Origin of the sequence: Streptomyces spororaveus (assembly GCF_016755875.1) — a bacterium.
Lineage (GTDB): Bacteria > Actinomycetota > Actinomycetes > Streptomycetales > Streptomycetaceae > Streptomyces > Streptomyces spororaveus.
Genome location: NZ_BNED01000005.1, coordinates 3,523,567 through 3,544,182 on the forward strand (window position 1 = coordinate 3,523,567; position 20,616 = coordinate 3,544,182).

The following is a 20,616-nucleotide window of genomic DNA, read 5'->3' on the forward strand; positions in this document are numbered from 1 at the left end:
CCCGGTTCGTCCGGGGGCGGGGCCTTCGCCGTTCCCCGGGGCCCGTCAGCGGCAGACGGCCGGGGCGACGGCCGCTGCGGCAGCCGTCGCCCGGAGTGCGGCCCCAGCCGCCGTCAGGGGCCCCTCAGGGTCCGGTGGGGGGCTTCACCCATGGTCGGTGGATCTTGCCCGCAGCAGACTTGCGGCATGCCGAAGACCCCGTACGCCGCTCCCGCCGCCACCCGCCCGACCCGCTGGACCGCGCTGGCCCTCGCGGGTGCGGCCCTCGTGTCGGTCACCGCCGGCGCCGTCCTGCCCGCCTCCGCCACCGAGTCGCACGGCCCACCGGTGACCGGTACCGCCCGCGCGCACCACTCGGTCGACACCGCCGCCCTGACCGCGCTGATGGCGCCCGGCGCCATGGCGAGCGGCACCATGGTCCGGGTGGGAGGGACGGGCCCGGGATGGACCGGGGCCACGGGGCCGCTCTCGCAGGACCCGTCCGCGAACTTCCGTATCGGCAGCATCACCAAGCTGTTCACCTCCACCCTGGTCCTCCAGCTCGTCGGCGAGGGCCGCTTCACCCTGGACACCCCGGTCCAGGAGCTCCTGCCGGGAACCCTTCCGGCGCACTGGAAGCCGATCACCGTCGGCCGGCTGCTGAGCCACACCAGCGGCATCCCGGAGCCCTGCGTCGCCTTCGGGCCGGGCGAGGCCCCCACCCCGGAGCAGGCCGTCTCCCACTGGACCGACCCGAAGTGCGCCGCGCCCCAACACCCCGTGCTCACACAGCAGTACAACGGCGCCAACTACTTCCTCCTCGGCATGGTCGTCGAGAAGGCCACCGGCCGCTCCTACGCCGACGAGGTCCAGCACCGCATCGCCCGCCCGCTGGGGCTGCGCCACACCTACCTCCCGAAGCCCGGGGACCGCTCCGTCCCCGCCCCGGTGCTCGCCGACGGCGGCGAGATCGAGCCGTGGGCCTGGGCCGAGGGCGGCATGCTCTCCAACGCCCCCGACCTGGAACGCTTCATGACCGCCCTGCTGCGCGGCCGGCTGCTGAGGCCCGCCCAGCAACGGCAGTTGTTCGTCATGCCGGCGCTCTCCGCGGGTGCGGGGGACCGCTTCAGCGCGGGCGGGCTGATGCGCGCCGAGGTCGACCACACCGTCGTCTGGGGCAAGACCGGCTCCATGGGCCGCTCCACGAACGGGGTGTTCGCCACCGAGGGCGGGCGGCGCACGGTCGTCTACTCCCTCCTTCCGGCGGGCAGGGACCGCGACTTGCTGCGCGAGCACATCTCGGAACTCGTCGGCGCGGCGCTCTGACCTGGTTGCGGGACCGGGGGTACAGGGGGGAAGTCCCTGTGGAAGGATCGGTGGTATGAGCGAGCAGCAGCCGAATCCGTACACGAGCGACCCCGCCGGCCAGGGCGGTCAGCCCGGCACGCCCGCCACCCCCGGCCAGGGCGACTACAAGTGGGGTCCCGGTGAAGCCAGTTACGGCTACCCGCAGCCCTACCCGGCTCCGGCGCCCCCGTCCTACCAGCCGACCATCGGCGGCGCCGGCATCCCGGCCCCCGCCTACAACGCCGCTGCTCCGGTCGGCGCAGCCGGTCTGTCCCTGGGCGACATCACCATCGCCGGGGACCAGATCATCACCCCCTCGGGCAACATGCCGCTCAGGGGCGCGATGTGGAACGCGACCGACTTCTCGCGCACCGAGGAGAAGATCCCCCCGCACGCGATCGTGCTCGCGATCATCTTCTTCATCTTCTGCCTGCTCGGCCTGCTCTTCTTGCTGATGAAGCAGAAGACCACCACCGGCTACATCCAGGTCACCGTCACCAGCGGCGGCCGCCACCACTCCACGATGATCCCGGCGGTGGACGCGTACACCTACCAGTGGGTGATGTCCCAGGTCAACTACGCGCGCTCGTGCAGCATGTGAGGCGTGCGCGCGTAGCAGCCGGCCGCCGGATCCAGTGACCCGGCGGCCTTCTTGAAGAGGAACTCGGCCCGCCTGTAGGAGAGGCGGCGGCCGGCCCGGTCCCGGCCGCCGGCCGGAGAGGAACACCTGCCCCGCCGCGAGGTCGCCCCGGCGGGCCCGGGAGCCGATAGACCGCACGGCCGGGCGGTGCCGGTTCCAGTCCTGACCGCCGCCGCCCCGCGCCGGGCCGTCGCGCGCACCCCGCCACCACATCGGCCGTCAGCGAGACCGGCATGACGGTCCCCTCGTCCGCGGTTCCGCCCGTGCAGCCGTCCGGGCTCGCCCGACGGGCCGGTCACCGCTTCCGCGGCACCCTCCGAACATCGCTTGAACTTGTTCAAAAAGAGGCCTACAGTCATCCCTGTCAGCAGTTGAACACGTTCAAAGGGGCTGGGGACAATGGACCTCACCGTCGTCACGTACGTCATCTACCTGCTCATCAGCATCGCCCTCACCGTCTGGGTGGCCCGCACGCTCAGCCGCAACGGCCGCGTCTTCATCGGTGACGTCCTGCACGGGAACGAGAAGCTCGCCGACGCCGTCAACCAGCTCCTCGTGGTCGGCTTCTACCTCGTGAACATCGGCTTCGTGACCCTCTACCTCCGGTCGAGCGTGGAGATCCTGACCCCCCGCGCGCTCTTCGAGGCACTCTCGGTCAAGCTCGGCGTCGTCCTGCTGGTCCTCGGCTTCATGCACCTCGGGAACGTGTGGGTGCTGAACAAGATGCGCCGCCGCGGGATCATGGAGCGCCAGCAGACCCCGCCCGTCCCGCCGCAGGCGTGGACCGCACCGGTCGGGGCCTGAGCCGTGACGACCGCCGCCGCGCCCGTGCGCAGACTGACCGTCCTCTACGACGCCGGCTGCCCGCTCTGCGTGCACATCCGGCACTGGCTGCTCGGGCAGCGGTGGCTGGTCCCGCTCGCCCTGGTCCCCGCCGCCTCCTGGGAGGCGAACCGGCGGTTCCCCCGCCTCGACCACGCCTCGACGCTCCGGGAGATCACCGTCATCGGGGACTCGGGCCAGGTGTGGACCGGGACCGACGCCTTCATCGTGTGCCTGTGGGCGCTGGCCGAACACCGGCCGAAGGCGAACTGGCTGGCCACCCCGGCCGGCCGGCCCTTCGCCCGGGCGGCGATGCACACGGCCTCCGCGTGGAGGGAGGCCGTACGTACCGAGGGTCACCCCGAGGGTGCCGAGGGACCGGCCTGTGACGACCAGTGCGCCGTCCCCCGATAGGCTCATACACCGTGACTGATCAGAAGGCTCCCAAGAGCGAGCAGACCCGCACGCTCATCCTCGAAACCGCGCTCCGCCTCTTCCAGGAGCGCGGCTTCGACAAGACGACGATGCGGGGTATCGCGAAGGAGGCCGGCGTCTCGGTCGGCAACGCCTACTACTACTTCGAGTCGAAGGAACACCTGGTCCAGGGGTTCTACGACCGGATCGGCGCCGCCCACCAGGCGGCGGTCCGGCCCATCCTGGACAACGAGACCGACCTGCAGAAGCGGTACGCGGGCGTGTTGACGGCCTGGCTGGACATCGCCGCCCCGTACCACGAGTTCGCCTCGCAGTTCTTCAAGAACGCGGCCGACCCGGAGAGTCCGCTCAGCCCGTTCTCGCCGGAATCGGAAGCGGCGCGCAAGGCGGCGATCAGCATCCACCGCGAGGTGCTGGCGGGGGCGAAGACGAAGGTCCCGGCCGAGCTGGCCGACGTACTGCCGGAGCTGATGTGGCTCGCGCAGATGGGCCTGGTCCTGTACTGGGTCTTCGACCGCTCGCCGAACAGCGAGAAGACGCGGCGGCTCGCCGAGCGCGGCGCGCAGCTGACGACGCGGGGCATCGTGCTGGCCCGCTTCCGGGTGCTGCGGCCGCTGGTGCGGGAGGTGCACGAGCTGTTCGCGGACTTCCTGCCGGGAATGGCCCAGACGGCCACGGCGGGGGCCCGGCGCAGGGCCTCGGACCCGCACCCGGAGACGGACCCCGCGTAGCCGCCGGGAACTCGGCGGCAGGCCCCGGCTACAGCCAGTCGAGTTCCCACAGCCGCCAGACGCCGGTGCCGTCCGACAGGTACTGGGCTCCGGTGACTCCCTCGCGGGACATCACGTAGTCCTTCTTCTGCCAGATCGGCACCATCGGCGCCTGCTGGGCGACCAGCTTCTGGAGGTCGCGGAACTCGGAGGCCGCCTCGCTGCGCTCCGAGTGGGACTGGGTGCGGGTGATCAGCTCGTCGACGTGCTTGTCGGAGAAGCCGTTGTTCATGGACGAGTCGGCGCCGACGAGCGGAGCGAGGAAGTTGTCCGCGTCCGGGAAGTCCGCGATCCAGCCGATGGTGTAGGCGTCGAACTCGCCCGCCGCGTAGGCCTTCTGGAAGTCGCTCCACTTCTCGACCGGCTTGATCGTCACCTGGAAGACGCCGGTGGACTCCAGCTGGCGCTTGAGCTCCTCGGCCTCGGGCATGTTCGCGCCGCGCACGTTCACGCCGAGGTTGAGGTGGACGGCGGCGTTGATCCCGGCGTCCTTGAAGAGCTTCTTGGCGGCGGCCGGGCTGGGGGTCGGGTAGGCGTCGAAGAACGGCGTGCTGTGGCCGGCGATGCCCGCCGGGACCAGCGAGTACAGCGGTGTGACGGTCCCCAGGTGGACCTCGGCGGCCACCTTGGAGCGGTCGAGCACGGCGGCGACGGCCTGGCGGACGGCGAGCGGGGCCGCGGTGGAGCCGGGGCGGACGTTGAAGACGATGGAGCGGGTCTCGCTGCCGCCGGAGGCCTGGTAGCGGGTGTCCTTCATGCCCGGGTTGAGTCCGGCGAGCACCGCGGGCGGCATGTCCCGGTGGGCGACGTCGATCTGGTGGGCGTTCCAGGCCTGGTCGAGCTGCTGCGAGTCCTTGAAGTACTTGACGGTGACGGGCGTGCGGGCGGGCTTTCCCTGGCCCTTGTACGAGCTGTTGGGCTTGAGCTCGACGCTCGCACCGGCCTTGTACTCGCCCAGCTTGTACGGGCCGGAGCCGTCGGCCTTGCCGTCCTCGCGCAGGGACTTCGCGGGGTACTTCTCCTTGTCGACGATCGACGCGGCGCCCGTCGCGATCTTGAAGGGGAAGGTGGCGTCGCCGGCGGAGAGGTTGAAGGTGACCGTGCGGCCCTCGGCCCTGACCGACTCCAGGGTGTTGAACAGGGGAGCCGGACCCTGGTCGGAGTTGATCGCCTTGATGCGGTCGAAGGAGTGCTTGACGTCCTCGGCGGTGATGGTGCGGCCACTCGCGAACGTCACGTCGGGGCGCAACTCGCACTGGTACGTGGTGAGTTTCTGGCCCACGAACGCGCAGGAGGCGGCGGCGTCCGGCACCGGGGTGCCGGAGCCGGGCTTGATGGTCAGCAGCGACTGGTAGATGTTGCTGAACAGGGCCCAGGAACCGGCGTCGTACGCCCCTGCGGGATCGAGGGAGGAGACGACGTCACTCGTGCCGACCCGGACGGCACCGCGGCCGTTGCCGTCCTCGGGCAGCAACTGCCAGGCACCCACGCCGACCAGGCCGAGGACCAGCCCGGCCGCGATTACCTTCGAGCGGACAGACCGCATCCCCTGAACCCCACCCCTTGTCCCGATGACAGCGATGCGCTGTTCGATTAACGGGCATCCCATCACGGAATATCAGCCACCGGAAGGCGAGTTGAGAAGGGCGGCCCGGGGTTTGGAGCGGGTCAGGCCTGAAATGAGGCGAGTTCGACGACCGTGATGTCGGACGGCGCCCCGACCCGGACCGGGGGTCCCCAGGCTCCGGCACCGCGGGACACGTAGAGCTGGGTGTCGCCGTAGCGCTCCAGACCGGCGACGGTGGGGTTGGCGAGCTCCGCAAGGTAGTTGCCGGGCCAGAGCTGGCCGCCGTGCGTGTGGCCGGAGAGCTGGAGGTCGACGCCGTGGCGGACGGCGTCGTGGATGACGACGGGCTGGTGCGCGAGGAGTACGGCGGCCCGCGCCCGGTCCCGGTCGCCGAGGGCCGCACCGAAGTCGGGGCCCTTGCCCTCCTGCTCGCCCTGGATGTCGTTGACCCCGGCGAGGTCGAAGTGGGGCAGCTCCTGGCGGGCGTTCTCCAGCGGGGTCAGCCCCAGCTCGCGGACGTGGTCGATCCACTGCTGGGCGCCCGAGAAGTACTCGTGGTTGCCGGTGACGAAGTACGAGCCGTGGCGGGCGGCGAGCCGGCGCAGCGGCTCCGCGGCGGACCCCAGGTCGGGCACGCTGCCGTCGACGAGGTCGCCGACGATGGCGATGAGGTCGGGCTGGGTGCGGTTGACGGTGTCGACGATGCGCTGGGTGTGGGCGCGGCCAAGCACCGGGCCCAGGTGGACGTCGCTGACGACGGCGATCCGGAAGCCGTGCGCCGCGCGCGGCAGTTTGGCGAGGGGAACCCGCACCCGCTTCACGCTCGGCCCGCGCAGGACTCCGTAGGTCCCGGCCCCGACCGTGCCGAGGGCCACGGCGGCGGCCGTCCCGCCGACCGTGCGGGCGACGAACCGGCGCCGGGTCAGCCCGTCGCCCACGGCGGTCGGCTCGGCGGTGACGGTGGCGGCCGCGGGCGCCGCCGCGGCGGGCGCCTCCACGGGCCCGGGCCGGCCGGGCACCGCCCCGGGGGTGTCGCAGTGGGCCAGACGGCGCAGCGACAGCGCGCGGATCGGCTCCGCGACCAGCATCGTCAGGGTCAGGTAGAGGAGTACCGCGAGCCAGAGGTACCCGGGCCAGGCCACCGTCTGCTGGAGCCAGAAGGGGGCGCCCGCGCGGCCCGTGGTGAGCGCGGCCACAGAGAGGAGGGGCAGGGCGATGGCCAAGGCCGTGCCGATGCGCCGGGCCCGGCCGCCGGGCGCGGTGGTGTCGCGGACCAGGCGGATCCAGAGCCAGCGGTGGACCAGGACCAGCAGGGCGCAGACCGCCAGGGCGACGAGTGCGAAGACCAGGACCGTCATGCCGAGGTGCCCGGGTGCGGACGGTCCGTGCCTCCGGCGCGCTCCGCACGTGACGCACGCCGCAGGACGAGGACGCTGCGCAACCCGATCAGACCGACCGCCGTCCCCAGGAGAAAGGACGTCACCGCGAGCGTCAGGTGCACCCAGAAGTAGGAAGTGGGATCGCCCGCCGCATCGAAGGCAAGGCCACTGCCGTTCTTCCACAGGTTCCGGACGAAAGACACCCAGATGAACCAGCTCCACACGCCGAAGGCGAGCAGGAACCAGGAGGCGGTACGGCTGAGTCTCATGCCTTCAGTATCGGATTCGTCCCCAGGACGGACGCGCCGGGGTGGGCTGTCCCGGGGGTGGTTGCCTCGAATTGGCCGGTCCGTTGCGCCCTCCAGCTCATCGGGATGTACTTTCACCTGCGTGTCCGCCAAGACGACCGCGCTGACGGTCCTATCCGCCGCGTTGCTGGTCCCCACCCTGCTGGTGGCCCCGGCACACGCCGCGCCGACCCCGCCGGCCGACGCGAAGGGCCTGCCGGGCAAGGCCCCCGCACCGGCGCCGCCCGTCTCGATGTCCACGGTCGGCGGATCCCTGCTCGGCCAGCCGGGGACCCAGGTGAACCTGCTGCCGGGTGCTCCCGCCCTGCCGGCGAACCTGACCGGGCGGTCGTGGATCGTGGCGGACGCCGACTCCGGTGAGGTGCTGGCCGCGCACAACGCGCACTGGCAGCTGCCCCCGGCCTCGACCATGAAGATGCTCTTCGCGGACACCGTGCTGCCGAGCCTGCCCAAGGAACAGATCCACCAGGTCACCGACAAGGACATGGAGGGCGTCGGCCCGGGCAGCAGCATGGTCGGGGTCAAGGAGCACCTCGAGTACTCGGTCCACGACCTGTGGCTCGGCGTGTTCCTCAAGTCCGGCAACGACGCCGTGCACGTGCTCTCGGCGATGAACGGCGGCATCGACAAGACCGTCAAGGACATGCAGGCGCACGCCGAGGAGCTCCAGGCGCTGGACACCCACGTGGTGTCCCCGGACGGCTACGACGCCCCGGGACAGGTGTCGAGCGCGTACGACCTCACGCTGTTCGCCCGCTCCGGACTGCAGAAGCAGGACTTCCGGGAGTACTGCAGCACGGTGAGCGCGAAGTTCCCCGGGCTGCAGGAGCCCGGGAAGCCGCGCGAGTACTTCGAGATCGCGAACACCAACCGGCTGCTGACGGGCGCGGCCGGGATCACCCCGTACAAGGGGATGGCGGGGGTGAAGAACGGCAACACCTCGCTGGCCGGGGCCACCTTCACCGGCGTCGCCCAGCAGGGCCCCCGGAAGCTGCTGGTCACGGTGATGAACCCGGACGGGGGCGGCGCGAACCTGGTGTACGAGCAGACCGCCGCGCTCCTCGACTGGGGCTTCGCGGCGGCCGGCAAGGTCAAGCCGGTGGGTGAGCTGGTGCCGCCGAAGAGCGCGGACGCCTCCTCGCACGGCTCCCCGGCCCAGTCGCACGAGAACAACCCGTCGGCGGCCGGCAAGGACGCGGGCGGCGGCGCGGGCACCGCGCTGGGCGTCGCCGGCGGCGCGCTGGCCCTCCTGGCGGGCGGCGCCTTCGTGATCAACCGCCGCTGGCCCCGGGGCCGCCGCGGCCGGGGCGAAGAGCTGATCTGAGCCCGTCCGGGAGCCGTGCGGCCTAGCGGCGTTCCCGGACTCGCGCCACCTAGCAACTCACAGGTTCACCGCAGGACTTCGGCAGGGTTTGCTCGCTCCCGACGGTATGACGCCGTCGGGAAGGGGGCCTCCCGTGCGGAGGAGGGGGTCGGCCACCGTCATGGTGGCCCGTGCGGTCATGGCGGGCAGCGCGGGGAGCGCCGTGAGCCCCGCCGCACACGCGGACGGCCCGGCGCGGGCGCGGTCCGCGTCCGGGGGTGCGAGCACCCCGTGCTGACCACCGCCCGGCGGGGCTGGATCTCCGCCTCACTCGCGGCCTGCGGCGCCCTGCTCGCCGTGGCGGCCTGGACCGCCCTCCCGGACGGCGGCGCGGGGCAGCGGGCCCCGGCGCGCGCCCTGGAGACCGCCGAGCTGGACCTGCTCCACACCGCGGGAGAACTGCTCGTACAGGACTGCATGCGGGCGCGGGGATTCTCGTACTGGCCCGTGCCGCGGGTGCCGCACCCGGACTTCCGGGACTTCCCGTACGGCGTGGACGACGTGGACTGGGCCCGCCGCCAGGGCTTCGGGCGCCGCATCGAGCGGCAGCTGGACGAGGAGGCGGCCTCGGGCCCGCGCGGCCGGTACCGCAGCGGGCTCTCCGCGGAGCGGCTGGAGGCTCTGGGAGCGGCCCTCATGGGACCCGACGCGAAGGGGCTGGAGGTCCGGAACCCGGGCGGAGGCACACTGAGCCACAGCGACCGGGGCTGCATCGCCGCATCGTGGCGACAGCTCTACGGGGACGCGCGCCTCTGGTACGGCTCCAGCGAAACCGTGAAACAGCTCGGCGCGACGCGTACCGGCCGGGTGAACCAGGACCCCGCGTTCCGGACGGCCCTGGCCGGGTGGAGCGAGTGCGTCGGCCGGCGCGGCTTCCCCGCGGAGCACCCGGTCCGGCAGCGCGACGAGCAGCTGGCGCGGACCGGCCCGGAAGCCGAGGCGCAGGACGTACCGATGGCCGTCGCCCAGGCCGAGTGCGCCCGCTCGACCGGCCTGGCCGACACCGCACAGGACCTGCACCGGCGCTATTCGGCCATGATCCGCGCCGAGAACGGGGCCGCCTTCGACGCCATGCGCCGGTTGCAGGCGGCGGCCCTGCCCACAGCTCGCGATGTGGTCGCCCGGCACCCCGGGGGCTGACTTCGCGTACCGCCGACCGGCGGTGAACCATGTACGGCACTCTTTGGGAGGGACCCCAGATGAACAAGCTCAGGACGCTCCTCGTGGGGCTCGCGATCGCCGGTGCGGCGGTGGTGGCCGTTCCGACCGCCGCGCAGGCCGACGGCGGCTGCGGCTACACGAACTTCTGCGCCTATTCGGACGATTACAACTACCTCTACCAGAACGCCGGCAACTCCGGCGACTGGCCGTACCAGGTCAAGAACAAGGTCGACTGGGTCCGCAACAGCGGCAGCGCCGGCGGCCGCGACCACGTCAACATCTACTACAACGAGAACAACACCGGTGCCTACGCGTGTATCGGCTACGGCACCGAGTGGAACCTGCGGGGCAACGCGCAGACGTTCAACTGGACCCGCAACGGCGACGCCAGCGGTCAGTGGAAGGCGGTCCACGACAACGCCGCCTCGCACCGGTGGGTGTACGGCTGCGGCAACGGCACCTGGTAGGACGTCCCGCCGGCCGTACTCCGGTGGCGCATCGGGCCCCACACCGGTGCGCCACCGGCGCGTTCCTACGCCTTCTGCGCCGCCTCGGCAGCCGGAGGGTCTTCCGCGCCGCCGACGGCAGCGCCGTCGCCGTCCTCGTCGTCGCGCGTGGCCGTCCAGGACGAGACGAACAGCAGCAGTTTCGCGGTGAAGTTGATCCAGAGCAGCAGGGCGATCGGCACGCCGAAGGCCCCGTACATGCTCTTCGCGGCGACCTCCCGCATATAGCCGCTGAGCAGCAGTTTCAGCAGCTCGAAGCCTGCCGCGCCGATGAGGGCCGCCTGGATCAGGCGGCCGCGCGGCGGCTCGACGCCCGGGAGCAGGGTCAGGACGTAGAGCAGCAGCAGGAAGGCGGCCACGACGCCGACGAGGAAGGCCAGGGAACGCAGCAGTGCGCCGCCCGCGCCCTCGCGCGGGATGTCCAGCCATTCGGCGGTCTTCCCGACCGCGCTGGATCCGAGGATGGAGGCGGCGGCGGAGGCCAGGACCACGCCGCCGAGGCCGAGGAGGACGAGCGTGTCCTTGCCCTTGCGGGCGAACGGGTTCCCGTCGTCCTCGTCGTCCTTCTCCCAGACCGCGCGCAGGCAGTCCCGCATCGAGCCCACCCAGCTGACGCCGGTCACGAGGAGGAGGGCGCCGGCGACGAGACCGACCGTGCCGGCGTTGGCGACGAGCCCCTCGATGTTGAGCTGGTCGGAGATGCCCGGGACCTGTTCGGAGAGGTTCTTCTCCAGCCGGTCCAGCTGTTCCGGGCTGAGCAGCGCCGCGCCGATGGCGGCGGCCACGGTGATCAGCGGGAAGAGCGCGAGGAAGCTGATGAAGGTGATCGCGGCGGCGAGACGGGTCCAGTGCACCCGGTCGAGGCGTTGGTACGAACGCCACGCGTGCGTCCGCATCAGGCGGACCGCGAGCGGCCCGATCACCGGGAGTTTCGTCAGCCAGTCCATGGGGTCACCGTAATTCAGCCGCCGGAAATAGCCGGGATTGTCGCTTCCGGCGGCTACGGTCGTCGATTGTGACTTTTCCCGAGACGCGCCCTACGGGTCGCCCCTTCCACACCCTGGTCCTGCGAAGGCTGAGATTCCGTGCCCGGCGCATCGCCCGGCTCCCCCTGGCCCTGCGCCCGTCCCCGGCCCCGCGCCCGCTCCGTCAGGAGGGCGGTGCGGTGGCCCCCGCGGCCCCGGCCGTCCCGGTGGCCTGGTCGGCGGGTGAGCCCGCCTGCGCCGGGACGCAGCTCGCCCCGCTCCCGAACGGGTACTCGCGCAGCTTGCGCCACACCCCGTCCGAGCCCTGCTCGTAGAGCGCGAAGCCCTCGCAGAGCCACTCGGCGGCGTACTCGGCGAGGGTCGTGAACGCCAGGACCATCGCCTCCTCGGAGATCCCGTGGGCGACCGTGACATGCGGGTGGTACGGGAACGCCAGCTCGCGGTCGAGCGGCCCCTGGGGGTCGCGGACCTCGCTCTGGAGGCGGGTGCAGCCCGCGGCCCCTTCGGCGATCTTGACGAAGACGACCGGTGAGAGGGGCCGGAAGGTTCCCGTGCCGCCCAGCCGCATCCGGAAGGCCCGGAAGGCGGCCGCGACCTCGACCAGGTGGGCCCTGATCGCGGGGAGCCGGTCCGCCTCCACCTCGGTGGGCGGGACGAGGGTGACGTGCGTGGGGATGCCGTGCGCGGCAGCGTCCCCGAAGCCCGCGCGCAGCTCCTGGAGCTGGCTGCCGTAGGGCTCCGGGACCGCGATCGAAACGCCGAGCGTTACGGTCCCCACGTATCTCTCCTCCGCTTGTCGCTGTGGACTGCTGCCGCCCCAGTGTGGCGGCAGCACCCCCATTCGTGCCAGGGCTGACTTTCCGTAGGTGCGTTCGTCAGTGCTTGGCGGGCAGCAGACCGAGGCGGTCGTAGGCCTGCGCGAGCGTCTCGGCGGCGACCGCACGGGCCTTCTCCGCGCCCTTGGCCAGGATGGAGTCCAGCGTCTCGGGGTCGTCCAGGTATTCCTGGGTCCGCTTCTTGAACGGTGTGACGAAATCGACCATCACGCCGGCCAGGTCGGTCTTCAGCGCGCCGTAGCCCTTGCCCTCGTACCTGGCCTCCAGCTCGGCGATCGTCTCGCCCGTGAGGGTGGAGTAGATCGTGAGCAGATTGCTGACGCCGGGCTTCTTCTCGGAGTCGAAGCGGATCTCGGCCTCGGTGTCGGTGACCGCGCTCTTGATCTTCTTCTCGGTGACCTTGGGCTCGTCGAGGAGGTTGATCAGGCCCTTGGGGGACGACGCGGACTTCGACATCTTGATCGCCGGGTCCTGGAGGTCGTAGATCTTCGCGACCTCCTTGACGATGTGCGCCGCCGGGAGGGTGAAGGTCCGGCCGAACCGGCTGTTGAAGCGCTCGGCGAGGTCGCGGGTCAGCTCGATGTGCTGGCGCTGGTCCTCGCCGACCGGGACGGCGTTCGCCTGGTAGAGCAGGATGTCGGCGACCTGGAGGATCGGGTACGTGAAGAGGCCGACGCTGGCGCTGTTCACGCCGCCCTTGGCGGACTTGTCCTTGAACTGCGTCATCCGGCTGGCCTCGCCGAAGCCGGTGATGCAGTTCATCACCCAGCCGAGCTGCGCGTGCTCGGGCACGTGGCTCTGGACGAAGAGCGTGCAGCGCTCCGGGTCCAGGCCGGCGGCCAGCAGCTGGGCGGCGGAGAGGCGGGTGTTCGCGCGCAGGTCCTTCGGATCCTGCGGCATGGTGATCGCGTGCAGGTCGACGACCATGTAGAAGGCGTCGTGCGTCTCCTGCAGGGCGACGTACTGGCGGATGGCTCCGAGGTAGTTCCCGAGGTGGAACGAACCGGAGGTGGGCTGGATGCCGGAGAGCGCGCGAGGACGATCAGAAGCCATGGCTTCATTCTCTCAGGTGCGCGGACGGGCTCGGGCCCGCCGCCGGGCGCCGCCCGCACCCGCGCCTCGACCGCCGGGCGGGCCGGAAATCCAGCCCGGCCGGCGTGTGAGGCGCGGGGTCCGGGGCGGAGCCCCGGGAACGGTGCCGCGGGTCAGGACAGCGGGAGCCCAGGGGCCGGGAAGGCCGCCATCAGGTCCGTGACCTCCGCGCGGATCGCGGCGAGCGCCTGCTCGTCCCCCTTCGCGGCGGCGTCGACCGCGCGCGAGATCCAGTCCGCCACCACCGGCATGTGCTCCGTGGACAGCCCGCGCGACGTGAGCGACGGCGTACCGATCCGCACCCCCGAGGGATCGAACGGCTTGCGCGGGTCGAACGGCACCGTGTTGTAGTTCACGACGATCCCCGCCCGGTCCAGGGCCTTGGCCGCGACCTTGCCCGGCACGTCCTTGCCCGTCAGGTCGATCAGGATCAGGTGGTTGTCCGTACCGCCCGACACCAGGTCGAAGCCCCGCTCCAGCAGCGCCGCCGCCAGCGCCTTCGCGTTGGCGACGACCGCGTGCGCGTAGGCGGTGAAGGACGGCTGGGCCGCCTCGTGCAGGGCCACCGCGATACCGGCCGTCGTCTGGTTGTGCGGGCCGCCCTGGAGGCCCGGGAAGACCGCCTTGTCGATGGCCTTCGCGTGCTCCTCCCGGCACATCAGCATCGCGCCCCGCGGACCGCGCAGGGTCTTGTGCGTCGTGGTGGAGACGACGTCGACGTGGTCCGCGGGGGACGGGTGCGCGCCGCCCGCGATCAGGCCCGCGATGTGCGCTACGTCGGCGACCAGGATCGAGCCGGCCTCCCGCGCGATCTCCGCGAAGGCGGCGAAGTCGATCGTGCGCGGCAGGGCCGTACCGCCGCAGAAGATCAGCTTGGGCCGCTCGGCGAGGGCCTGCTCGCGCACCGCGTCGTAGTCGACGAGCCCGGTGTCGGCCCGGACGCCGTACTGGACGCCCCGGAACCAGGAGCCCGTCGCCGAGACGCCCCAGCCGTGGGTGAGGTGCCCGCCCATCGGCAGGGCCATGCCCATCACGGTGTCGCCGGGCTTCGCGAAGGCCAGGTACACGGCGAGGTTGGCGGGCGAACCGGAGTACGGCTGCACGTTGGCGTGGTCCACGCCGAACAGGCCCTTGGCCCGCTCGATCGCCAGCGCCTCGACGCGGTCGATGTTCTGCTGGCCCTCGTAGTAGCGGCGGCCGGGGTAGCCCTCGCTGTACTTGTTCTGCAGCACGGTGCCGGAGGCTTCGAGGACGGCCGCGGACACGTAGTTCTCGCTGGGGATCAGGCGCAGGGTCTGCGCCTGCAGGACTTCCTCCGCCGCGACGAAGGACGCCAGCTCGGGATCGGTGGAGAGAAGGGCGGGATGGCGGCTCGCGGACATGGCGGGCTCCTCCGGGGTCGATGTGATCGGTACCCCGCGAGGCCCAGGCGAGCGGCCCTGTATGCGGTCGAGCGCGCACGACTCCCCCGGAGTTGGTTCCCCGTACGCCAGTCGCCGTGCGTATCGGACACCTTAGCGGGCGCGCCGGGAGAGAGGTTTCTGCGTCCGCGATACGAGCGACGATAAGAAGGTGACGCCACCCTCGTCACCGCTGCACCGGCGCTCGACCGCGCCGGACGGACGATCGGAGACCCCGTGTCGACAACCGCTGATGCCATCCGCGCCGCGGACGCCCACAGTGCGCACAACTACCATCCGCTGCCCCTGGTCGTCGCGTCCGCGGAAGGCGCCTGGATGACCGATGTCGAGGGCCGTAGATACCTCGACATGCTCGCCGGGTACTCGGCCCTCAACTTCGGGCACGGCAACCGGCGTCTGATCGATGCCGCCCGCGCCCAGCTGGAACGGGTCACGCTCACCTCGCGCGCCTTCCACCACGACCGCTTCGCCGATTTCTGCACCGAGCTCGCCGCGCTGTGCGGCAAGGAGATGGTGCTCCCCATGAACACGGGGGCGGAGGCCGTGGAGACGGCGGTGAAGACCGCCCGCAAGTGGGGCTACGAGGTCAAGGGCGTCCCGGACGGGCACGCCAAGATCGTGGTCGCCGCGGACAACTTCCACGGGCGGACCACGACCATCGTCTCCTTCTCCACGGACCACGAGGCCCGCGACCACTTCGGCCCGTACACGCCGGGCTTCGAGATCGTCCCGTACGGGGATCTCACCGCGCTGGCCCACGCCGTCACCGAGAACACCGTGGCCGTGCTGCTGGAGCCGATCCAGGGCGAGGCGGGGGTGCTGGTGCCGCCCGCCGGGTACCTGAGCGGCGTACGGGAACTGACCCGCGAGCGGAACGTCCTCTTCATGGCGGACGAGATCCAGTCGGGGCTCGGGCGCACGGGGCGGACCTTCGCGTGCGAGCACGAGGGGGTCGTCCCGGACGTCTACATCCTCGGCAAGGCGCTCGGCGGCGGCGTGGTGCCGGTCTCCGCCGTCGTCGCCGACCGGGACGTGCTCGGGGTGTTCCGGCCCGGGGAGCACGGGTCCACCTTCGGCGGGAACCCGCTCGCGTGCGCCGTCGCCCTGGAGGTGATCGCGATGCTGCGGACCGGTGAGTTCCAGGGTCGCGCCACCGAGCTGGGCGAGCACCTGCACCGCGAGCTGAACCTGCTGGTCGGCGGGGGTGCGGTGACCGCCGTACGCGGCCGCGGGCTGTGGGCGGGCGTCGACATCGACCCCTCGCGGGGCACCGGCCGGGAGATCTCCGAGAAGCTGATGGAGCTCGGGGTGCTGGTGAAGGACACCCACGGCTCGACGATCCGGATCGCCCCGCCGCTGGTGATCAGCAAGGAGGACCTGGACTGGGGACTCGCCCAGCTCCGGTCGGTGCTCGGCGCGTAGCGAGCCCCCGTACCGCTCAGAGGATGACGTGGGGCAGGAAGCGGGCGTACTCGTCCGTGACCGGCCCCGCCGATTCGCGGATGCCGAGCCCCGCCGCCTCGTCCTCGACGACCCACGCGCCGAGCACCACCCGGTTGCCGTCGAAATCAGGCAGCGGGGCCAGGCCCTGGAAGCAGTACCGCTCGCCCTCCTCCGGTACGAACGGCTCGCCGCCCTCTCCCGGCTGGTGCAGGGTGACCCCCGCGCCCTCCCGGCCGAGGAGGGGCTTGGCCACGTAGCCGGCGGACCCGGGCTCGGCGAGCTCGCGCGGGCCGTCGAGGTAGGCGGGCAGCAGGTTGGGGTGCTCCGGGAAGAGCTCCCACAGGATCGCGAGGAGCGCCTTGTTGGACAGCAGCATCTTCCACAGGGGTTCGATCCAGCAGGTGGAGCCGGAGCCGCCGCCGTGGTCGTACGTGCCGAGGACCTGCGGGCCGAACTCGTCCGTGGCCAGCCACTCCCACGGGTAGAGCTTGAAGCAGGAGCGGATGAAGCGGAGCTTCTCGTCCACGAACCGGCCGGACAGGCTGTCCCAGCCGATCTGCTCGACGGACAGGGCCTGGGTATCCAGGCCGGCCTGCTCGGCGGTCTCCTGGAGGTAGGCGACCGTCATCAGGTCCTCGCCGAGCTCGTCGGTCTCGGAGTGCGCGAAGTGCAGCGGGCCGGGCGGGAGCAGCTCGGCCTGGCGCCGCCAGGCGTCGACCAGGCGCTCGTGGAGGGAGTTCCACTGGTCGGCGCCGGGGAAGCGGTCCTCCATCCAGAACCACTGGGGGCTGGCCGCCTCCACGAGGGAGGTGGGGGTGTCGGCGTTGTACTCCAGCATCTTGGCCGGGCCGCCGGTGCCGTCGTAGCGCAGGTCGAAGCGGCCGTAGAGGGACGGCTGTTCGGCGCGGCGCCGCCAGGACTCGGCGATCAGCGCGGCCAGCTTCGGGTCGGTGATGCCGAGGTCGGCGAAGCGGTCGTGCTCGACGATGTGCGCGGCCGCGGCCAGGCACATGGCGTGCAGCTCCTCGACGACGTTCTCCAGGGCCTCGACCTCGGGGAGCGAGAAGGAGTAGTACGCGCTCTCGTCCCAGTAGGGGCGCAGGGAGTCGTCGGGGTAGCGGGTCAGGGGGTAGATCAGCCCCTGTTCCTCGACGGTCTTCTGCCAGTCGGGGCGGGGCTCGATGGTGTGCCGCTGCATCGTCTCGGTCAGCCGCCGCTGGAGCCGGAGCTGGAGTGGCCGCCGATGCCGCCGCGGGTGACGGCGGACTTGTCGAAGCTGCCGCCGGCCACCTTGCCGGAGCTGACGTAGCCGCCGTAGTAGTAGGAGCCGGTGCCGCCGCTCTTGCAGTCCTTGTTGTTCAGGTGCTGCAGCGTGGACCGGGACGCACAGCGCCGGTCCGGTTCGTCGCTGCTGCCGCAGGCCACGAGCGTGGCGGCGAGCAGGCCCATGCCTCCGAGGGCCACGGCGCCGGAGCGCATGCGGCGCTGATTGGTGCTGCTGCTGTCCATGTCTGCTGTCCCCCTGGGGCCTCGCGTACTGCCGACAGACTAGAGCGGGGTCACCGGCCGATGGAATCCGGCCGCCGTGAGATCCGTGACCTAGAGTCAGTTCGTGCTCATTGGGATGATTTGCGCGCTGGGTGCGGCGGTCTGCTTCGGTACGGCGTCGGTTCTGCAGGCGGTCGCGGCGCGGGCGGCGGAGCCCGGTACCGGGTCCGGGGTGGACACGGCGCTGTTCCTGCGGGCCGTGCGGCAGTGGCGGTATCTCGCCGGTCTGGGCCTCGACGGAGCCGGCTTCGTGCTGCAGATCATCGCCCTGCGACACATCCCGATCTACGCGGTGGGGGCGGCGCTGGCGGCCAGCCTGGCGGTGACGGCGGTGGTCGCGGCGCGGCTGCTGCGCGTGCGGCTGTCCCGGATGGAGTGGGGCGCGGTGGCGGTGGTGTGCGCGGGGCTGCTGATGCTCGGGCTCTCCGCCGGGGAGGAGGGCACGGGGACCGGGTCGCTCGCGCTGGAGCTGGGGATGCTGGCGGTGGCGGGGCTGGTGCTGCTGGTCGGCGTGGTCGCGGGCCGGCTCCCGGACGGGCCGCGGGCGCTGGCCCTCGGCCTCGCGGCGGGAACGGGCTTCGGGGTGGTGGAGGTCTCGGTACGGCTCATCGACTCCCCCTGGGATCTGACCAACCCCGCCCTGTACGCCCTCCTGCTGGGCGGCGGCGCGGCCTTCCTGCTGCTGACCTCGGCCCTGGCGCGCGGCTCGGTGACGGTGGCGACGGCGGGCATGGTCCTCGGCGAGACGATCGGCCCGGCGGTGGTGGGCGTCGTCTGGCTCGGAGACAGCACCCGCGAGGGCCTGACCTGGCTGGCGGTGACCGGCTTCGCGGTCGCGGTGGCCGGCTCCCTGGCCCTGGCCCGCTTCGGCGAACCCCCGGCCCCGGCGGAGCGTTGAGGCGCTCCTTCAGCCCCGCCTGCGCTGGGGGCGCGGGGGTCCGGGGGCAGCGCCCCCGGCAACGGCGCCGCAGGTCACGGCAAGGCCGCCGCCAGGGCCGCCAGCGTCGGGGACCACGCACTGTCCGACGGAGTCCCGTAGCCCACCACCACCGCGTCCCGCGCGGGCAGCGCAACCGCCTCCGGGTGCCGGAACCGCCCCAGCCCGTGCAGGGCGAGGTCCTGCCAGGCCGCCGACTGCAGGACCGACCGTTCCAGCCCCTCCGGGAGGTCCAGCACCGCGTGCAGCCCCGCCGCGATCCCCGACACGCCCACCCGGTCCCCCACCGCCGCCACCAGCTCGTCCCGGCGCCGCCGGTACCGCAGCCGCATCCCCCGCACGTGCCGGTCGTAGGCCCCGGAGGCGATGAACTCGGCCAGCGTGAGCTGATCCAGCGCGCCGGAGGCCCACTCGGTCGGGCCCTTGGCGGCCAGCACCTCCTCCAGCAGCGCCGGCGGGACCACCATCCAGCCCATCCGCAGCCCGGGTGCCAGTGACTTGCTGGCCGTCCCGAGGTACACCACCCGGTCCGGGTCCAGTCCCTGCAGCGCCCCGACCGGCTGGCGGTCGTAGCGGAACTCCCCGTCGTAGTCGTCCTCCAAAATCAGTCCGCCCGTCGTGCGGGCCCAGTCGACCGCGGCCGCCCGCCGCTGCGGCGTCAGGGCGACACCCGTCGGGAACTGGTGCGCCGGGGTCAGCAGCACCGCGCCCGCCGCCGCGGTCAGCTCCCCCGTCCGGGCCCCCTGCGCGTCCACGTTCAGCGGCCGCGTCCGCAGCCCCGCCCGCACCAGCAGGTCCCGGTGGAAGTCCAGGCCGTACCCCTCCACCGCCACCTCCCGCACCCGTCGCGCCCGCAGTACGCCGGCCAGCAGCGTCAGCCCGTGCAGGAAGCCCGCGCACAGCACGATCCGTCCGGGGTCCGCGTACACCCCGCGCGCCCGCGCCAGGTATCCGGCCAGTGCCTGCCGCAGCTCGACGCGGCCGCGCGGGTCGACCGCGTACCCGAAGGCCTCGTTCGGCGCGTCGGTCAGCGCCCGCCGGGCGGCCGACAGCCAGGCCGCGCGCGGGAAGCCGCCCAGGTCCGGGGAGCCGGGGATCAGGCTGTACGCGGGTCCCTTGCGCGCGGGGCGCCGTACGGGGGCGGCCGCCGCCGCGGCCCGGCGCGGGCGGGCCCGTTCGGCGACGCGCGTGCCCGAGCCCTGGCGGGCCGTCAGCCAGCCCTCGGCGACGAGCTCGGCGTACGCCTCGGCGACCGTGTTCCGGGCGATGCCCAGGTCTGCGGCGAGGGTGCGCGAGGACGGCAGCCGGGTCCCGGCCGCCAGCCGCCCGCTGCGCGCGGCCTCGCGCAGGGCCTCGGTGAGCCCGGCCCGCAGGCCGCGGCCGGCGGTGAGGTCCAGGTGCAGGTCGGCACCGAAAGTGGCCCACGATTCCGTCATGGATATGGACCATATCGGTGGGCCGCATCACTCCTAGGGTGGATCACATGACGACCACACACGAACACGCCCCCGAGCACACCCCGCGCATGCAGATGGCGAAGCTCGCCCCCGAGGTCTACAAGGCCGTCCTCGCCCTGGAGATCGCCTCCAAGAAGGGTCTGGACCCCTCGCTGGTCGAGCTCGTCAAGATCCGCGCCTCCCAGATCAACCACTGCGCCTTCTGTCTCGACATGCACAGCAAGGACGCGATCGCCGCCGGTGAGAGCGTCGAGCGCATCGTCCAGCTGGGCGCCTGGGAGGAGTCGCGGCACTTCTACACCGAGAAGGAGCTCGCCGCGATCGAGTTCACCGAGGCCGTCACCGTCCTGACGGACGGCTTCGTGCCCGACGAGGTCTACGAGAAGGCCGCCAAGCAGTTCGAGGAGCGCGAGCTCGCCCAGCTGATCGCCGTCATCGCGACGATCAACGTCTGGAACCGCATCGGCGTCACCACCCGCCTGGTCCCGGGCCACTACACCCCGGGCATGTACAAGTAGGACCGGCCGTCGGCCGTCGTGGTCGTTCCGGCCTGAACGACTCCACGGCCGCCGTCGGGTTCGCGCGCACCGCCCATCCGCCGACGGCCGCAGGGCGCGAC

Annotated in this window: 21 protein-coding genes and 1 riboswitch; of the genes, 11 read left to right on the forward strand and 10 right to left on the reverse strand. The window is 72.1% G+C overall.

Features of this window, described 5'->3' with window-relative positions; all coding sequences use genetic code 11:
* The first annotated feature begins 186 nt into the window (after positions 1–186).
* The 5 genes from Sspor_RS18010 (at position 187) to Sspor_RS18030 (ending at position 3,954) form a co-directional block, all read left to right on the forward strand.
* Positions 187–1,305 (forward strand): serine hydrolase domain-containing protein, encoded by a 1,119-nt coding sequence (locus Sspor_RS18010; protein ID WP_202200066.1) that lies wholly within the window; start codon positions 187–189, stop codon positions 1,303–1,305.
* Between the two features lie 55 nt (positions 1,306–1,360).
* Positions 1,361–1,927: a hypothetical protein gene (locus Sspor_RS18015; protein ID WP_202200067.1), complete on the forward strand. Its 567-nt coding sequence runs from the start codon at positions 1,361–1,363 to the stop codon at positions 1,925–1,927.
* A gap of 438 nt (positions 1,928–2,365) precedes the next feature.
* Positions 2,366–2,770, forward strand: coding sequence for a hypothetical protein (locus Sspor_RS18020; RefSeq protein ID WP_202200068.1), 405 nt, complete (start codon positions 2,366–2,368; stop codon positions 2,768–2,770).
* A 3-nt stretch (positions 2,771–2,773) separates the two neighbouring features.
* The gene (locus Sspor_RS18025; protein WP_237403917.1) at positions 2,774–3,202 is read left to right on the forward strand and encodes a thiol-disulfide oxidoreductase DCC family protein; all 429 of its coding nucleotides are present in this window, start codon (positions 2,774–2,776) and stop codon (positions 3,200–3,202) included.
* 11 nt (positions 3,203–3,213) lie between these two features.
* Positions 3,214–3,954: a TetR/AcrR family transcriptional regulator gene (locus tag Sspor_RS18030; protein WP_202200069.1), complete on the forward strand. Its 741-nt coding sequence runs from the start codon at positions 3,214–3,216 to the stop codon at positions 3,952–3,954.
* A 28-nt stretch (positions 3,955–3,982) separates the two neighbouring features.
* On the opposite strand, the gene Sspor_RS18035 is transcribed toward Sspor_RS18030, so the two are convergent.
* The 3 genes from Sspor_RS18035 to Sspor_RS18045 all read right to left on the reverse strand — a co-directional run bounded on the left by Sspor_RS18035 (position 3,983) and on the right by Sspor_RS18045 (position 7,208).
* The gene (locus Sspor_RS18035) at positions 3,983–5,539 is read right to left on the reverse strand and encodes an ABC transporter substrate-binding protein (protein WP_202200070.1); all 1,557 of its coding nucleotides are present in this window, start codon (positions 5,537–5,539) and stop codon (positions 3,983–3,985) included.
* Positions 5,540–5,661: 122 nt separating this feature from the next.
* The gene (locus Sspor_RS18040) at positions 5,662–6,918 is read right to left on the reverse strand and encodes a metallophosphoesterase (RefSeq protein WP_202200071.1); all 1,257 of its coding nucleotides are present in this window, start codon (positions 6,916–6,918) and stop codon (positions 5,662–5,664) included.
* Positions 6,915–7,208 carry an SCO4848 family membrane protein gene (locus Sspor_RS18045; protein ID WP_202200072.1) on the reverse strand — a complete coding sequence of 98 codons (294 nt, stop codon included), beginning with the start codon at positions 7,206–7,208 and terminating at the stop codon, positions 6,915–6,917. Before Sspor_RS18045 ends, Sspor_RS18040 begins: the two co-directional genes overlap by 4 nt.
* Positions 7,209–7,329: 121 nt before the next feature.
* Here Sspor_RS18045 and Sspor_RS18050 point away from each other — a divergent pair, with 121 nt between their 5' ends.
* From Sspor_RS18050 to Sspor_RS18060, 3 genes are all read left to right on the forward strand, one after another.
* Positions 7,330–8,571 carry a D-alanyl-D-alanine carboxypeptidase family protein gene (locus Sspor_RS18050; RefSeq protein WP_237403918.1) on the forward strand — a complete coding sequence of 414 codons (1,242 nt, stop codon included), beginning with the start codon at positions 7,330–7,332 and terminating at the stop codon, positions 8,569–8,571.
* A 270-nt stretch (positions 8,572–8,841) separates the two neighbouring features.
* On the forward strand, positions 8,842–9,750 hold the full coding sequence (locus Sspor_RS18055; protein ID WP_202200074.1) for a hypothetical protein: 909 nt from the start codon (positions 8,842–8,844) through the stop codon (positions 9,748–9,750).
* Between the two features lie 59 nt (positions 9,751–9,809).
* Entirely contained in the window at positions 9,810–10,238 is a 429-nt protein-coding gene (locus Sspor_RS18060; RefSeq protein ID WP_202200075.1) for a hypothetical protein, read from the forward strand.
* Between the two features lie 65 nt (positions 10,239–10,303).
* Here Sspor_RS18060 and Sspor_RS18065 read toward each other — a convergent pair whose 3' ends face one another.
* The 4 genes from Sspor_RS18065 to glyA all read right to left on the reverse strand — a co-directional run bounded on the left by Sspor_RS18065 (position 10,304) and on the right by glyA (position 14,573).
* Complete coding sequence (locus tag Sspor_RS18065; protein WP_202200076.1) at positions 10,304–11,224, reverse strand: YihY/virulence factor BrkB family protein; 921 nt, start codon at positions 11,222–11,224, stop codon at positions 10,304–10,306.
* Positions 11,225–11,426: 202 nt separating this feature from the next.
* A complete protein-coding gene (locus Sspor_RS18070; RefSeq protein WP_202200077.1) occupies positions 11,427–12,041 on the reverse strand; it encodes a 2'-5' RNA ligase family protein in 615 nt (204 codons plus the stop codon).
* Between the two features lie 97 nt (positions 12,042–12,138).
* Positions 12,139–13,152: a tryptophan--tRNA ligase gene (gene trpS, locus Sspor_RS18075; protein ID WP_202200078.1), complete on the reverse strand. Its 1,014-nt coding sequence runs from the start codon at positions 13,150–13,152 to the stop codon at positions 12,139–12,141.
* A 152-nt stretch (positions 13,153–13,304) separates the two neighbouring features.
* A complete protein-coding gene (glyA, locus tag Sspor_RS18080; protein WP_202200079.1) occupies positions 13,305–14,573 on the reverse strand; it encodes a serine hydroxymethyltransferase in 1,269 nt (422 codons plus the stop codon).
* Between the two features lie 34 nt (positions 14,574–14,607).
* Positions 14,608–14,698: riboswitch (ZMP/ZTP riboswitch) on the reverse strand.
* Between the two features lie 130 nt (positions 14,699–14,828).
* On the opposite strand from glyA, the gene rocD reads away from it, so the two are divergent.
* Positions 14,829–16,034, forward strand: coding sequence for an ornithine--oxo-acid transaminase (gene rocD, locus Sspor_RS18085; RefSeq protein ID WP_030712657.1), 1,206 nt, complete (start codon positions 14,829–14,831; stop codon positions 16,032–16,034).
* Between the two features lie 16 nt (positions 16,035–16,050).
* Here rocD and Sspor_RS18090 read toward each other — a convergent pair whose 3' ends face one another.
* Both Sspor_RS18090 and Sspor_RS18095 read right to left on the reverse strand, forming a co-directional pair.
* Positions 16,051–17,253 carry a glutathionylspermidine synthase family protein gene (locus Sspor_RS18090; RefSeq protein WP_202200080.1) on the reverse strand — a complete coding sequence of 401 codons (1,203 nt, stop codon included), beginning with the start codon at positions 17,251–17,253 and terminating at the stop codon, positions 16,051–16,053.
* Positions 17,254–17,261: 8 nt separating this feature from the next.
* On the reverse strand, positions 17,262–17,564 hold the full coding sequence (locus tag Sspor_RS18095; RefSeq protein WP_202200081.1) for a hypothetical protein: 303 nt from the start codon (positions 17,562–17,564) through the stop codon (positions 17,262–17,264).
* A 115-nt stretch (positions 17,565–17,679) separates the two neighbouring features.
* Between Sspor_RS18095 and Sspor_RS18100 the strand changes: the two genes are divergently transcribed.
* Positions 17,680–18,501 carry a DMT family protein gene (locus tag Sspor_RS18100; RefSeq protein WP_202203721.1) on the forward strand — a complete coding sequence of 274 codons (822 nt, stop codon included), beginning with the start codon at positions 17,680–17,682 and terminating at the stop codon, positions 18,499–18,501.
* A 74-nt stretch (positions 18,502–18,575) separates the two neighbouring features.
* Here the strand turns inward: Sspor_RS18100 and pdxR are convergent, their stop codons facing one another.
* Positions 18,576–19,976 (reverse strand): MocR-like pyridoxine biosynthesis transcription factor PdxR, encoded by a 1,401-nt coding sequence (gene pdxR, locus Sspor_RS18105; RefSeq protein ID WP_202200082.1) that lies wholly within the window; start codon positions 19,974–19,976, stop codon positions 18,576–18,578.
* Between the two features lie 47 nt (positions 19,977–20,023).
* Between pdxR and Sspor_RS18110 the strand changes: the two genes are divergently transcribed.
* Positions 20,024–20,515 carry a carboxymuconolactone decarboxylase family protein gene (locus Sspor_RS18110; protein ID WP_202200083.1) on the forward strand — a complete coding sequence of 164 codons (492 nt, stop codon included), beginning with the start codon at positions 20,024–20,026 and terminating at the stop codon, positions 20,513–20,515.
* Positions 20,516–20,616: the final 101 nt, after the last annotated feature.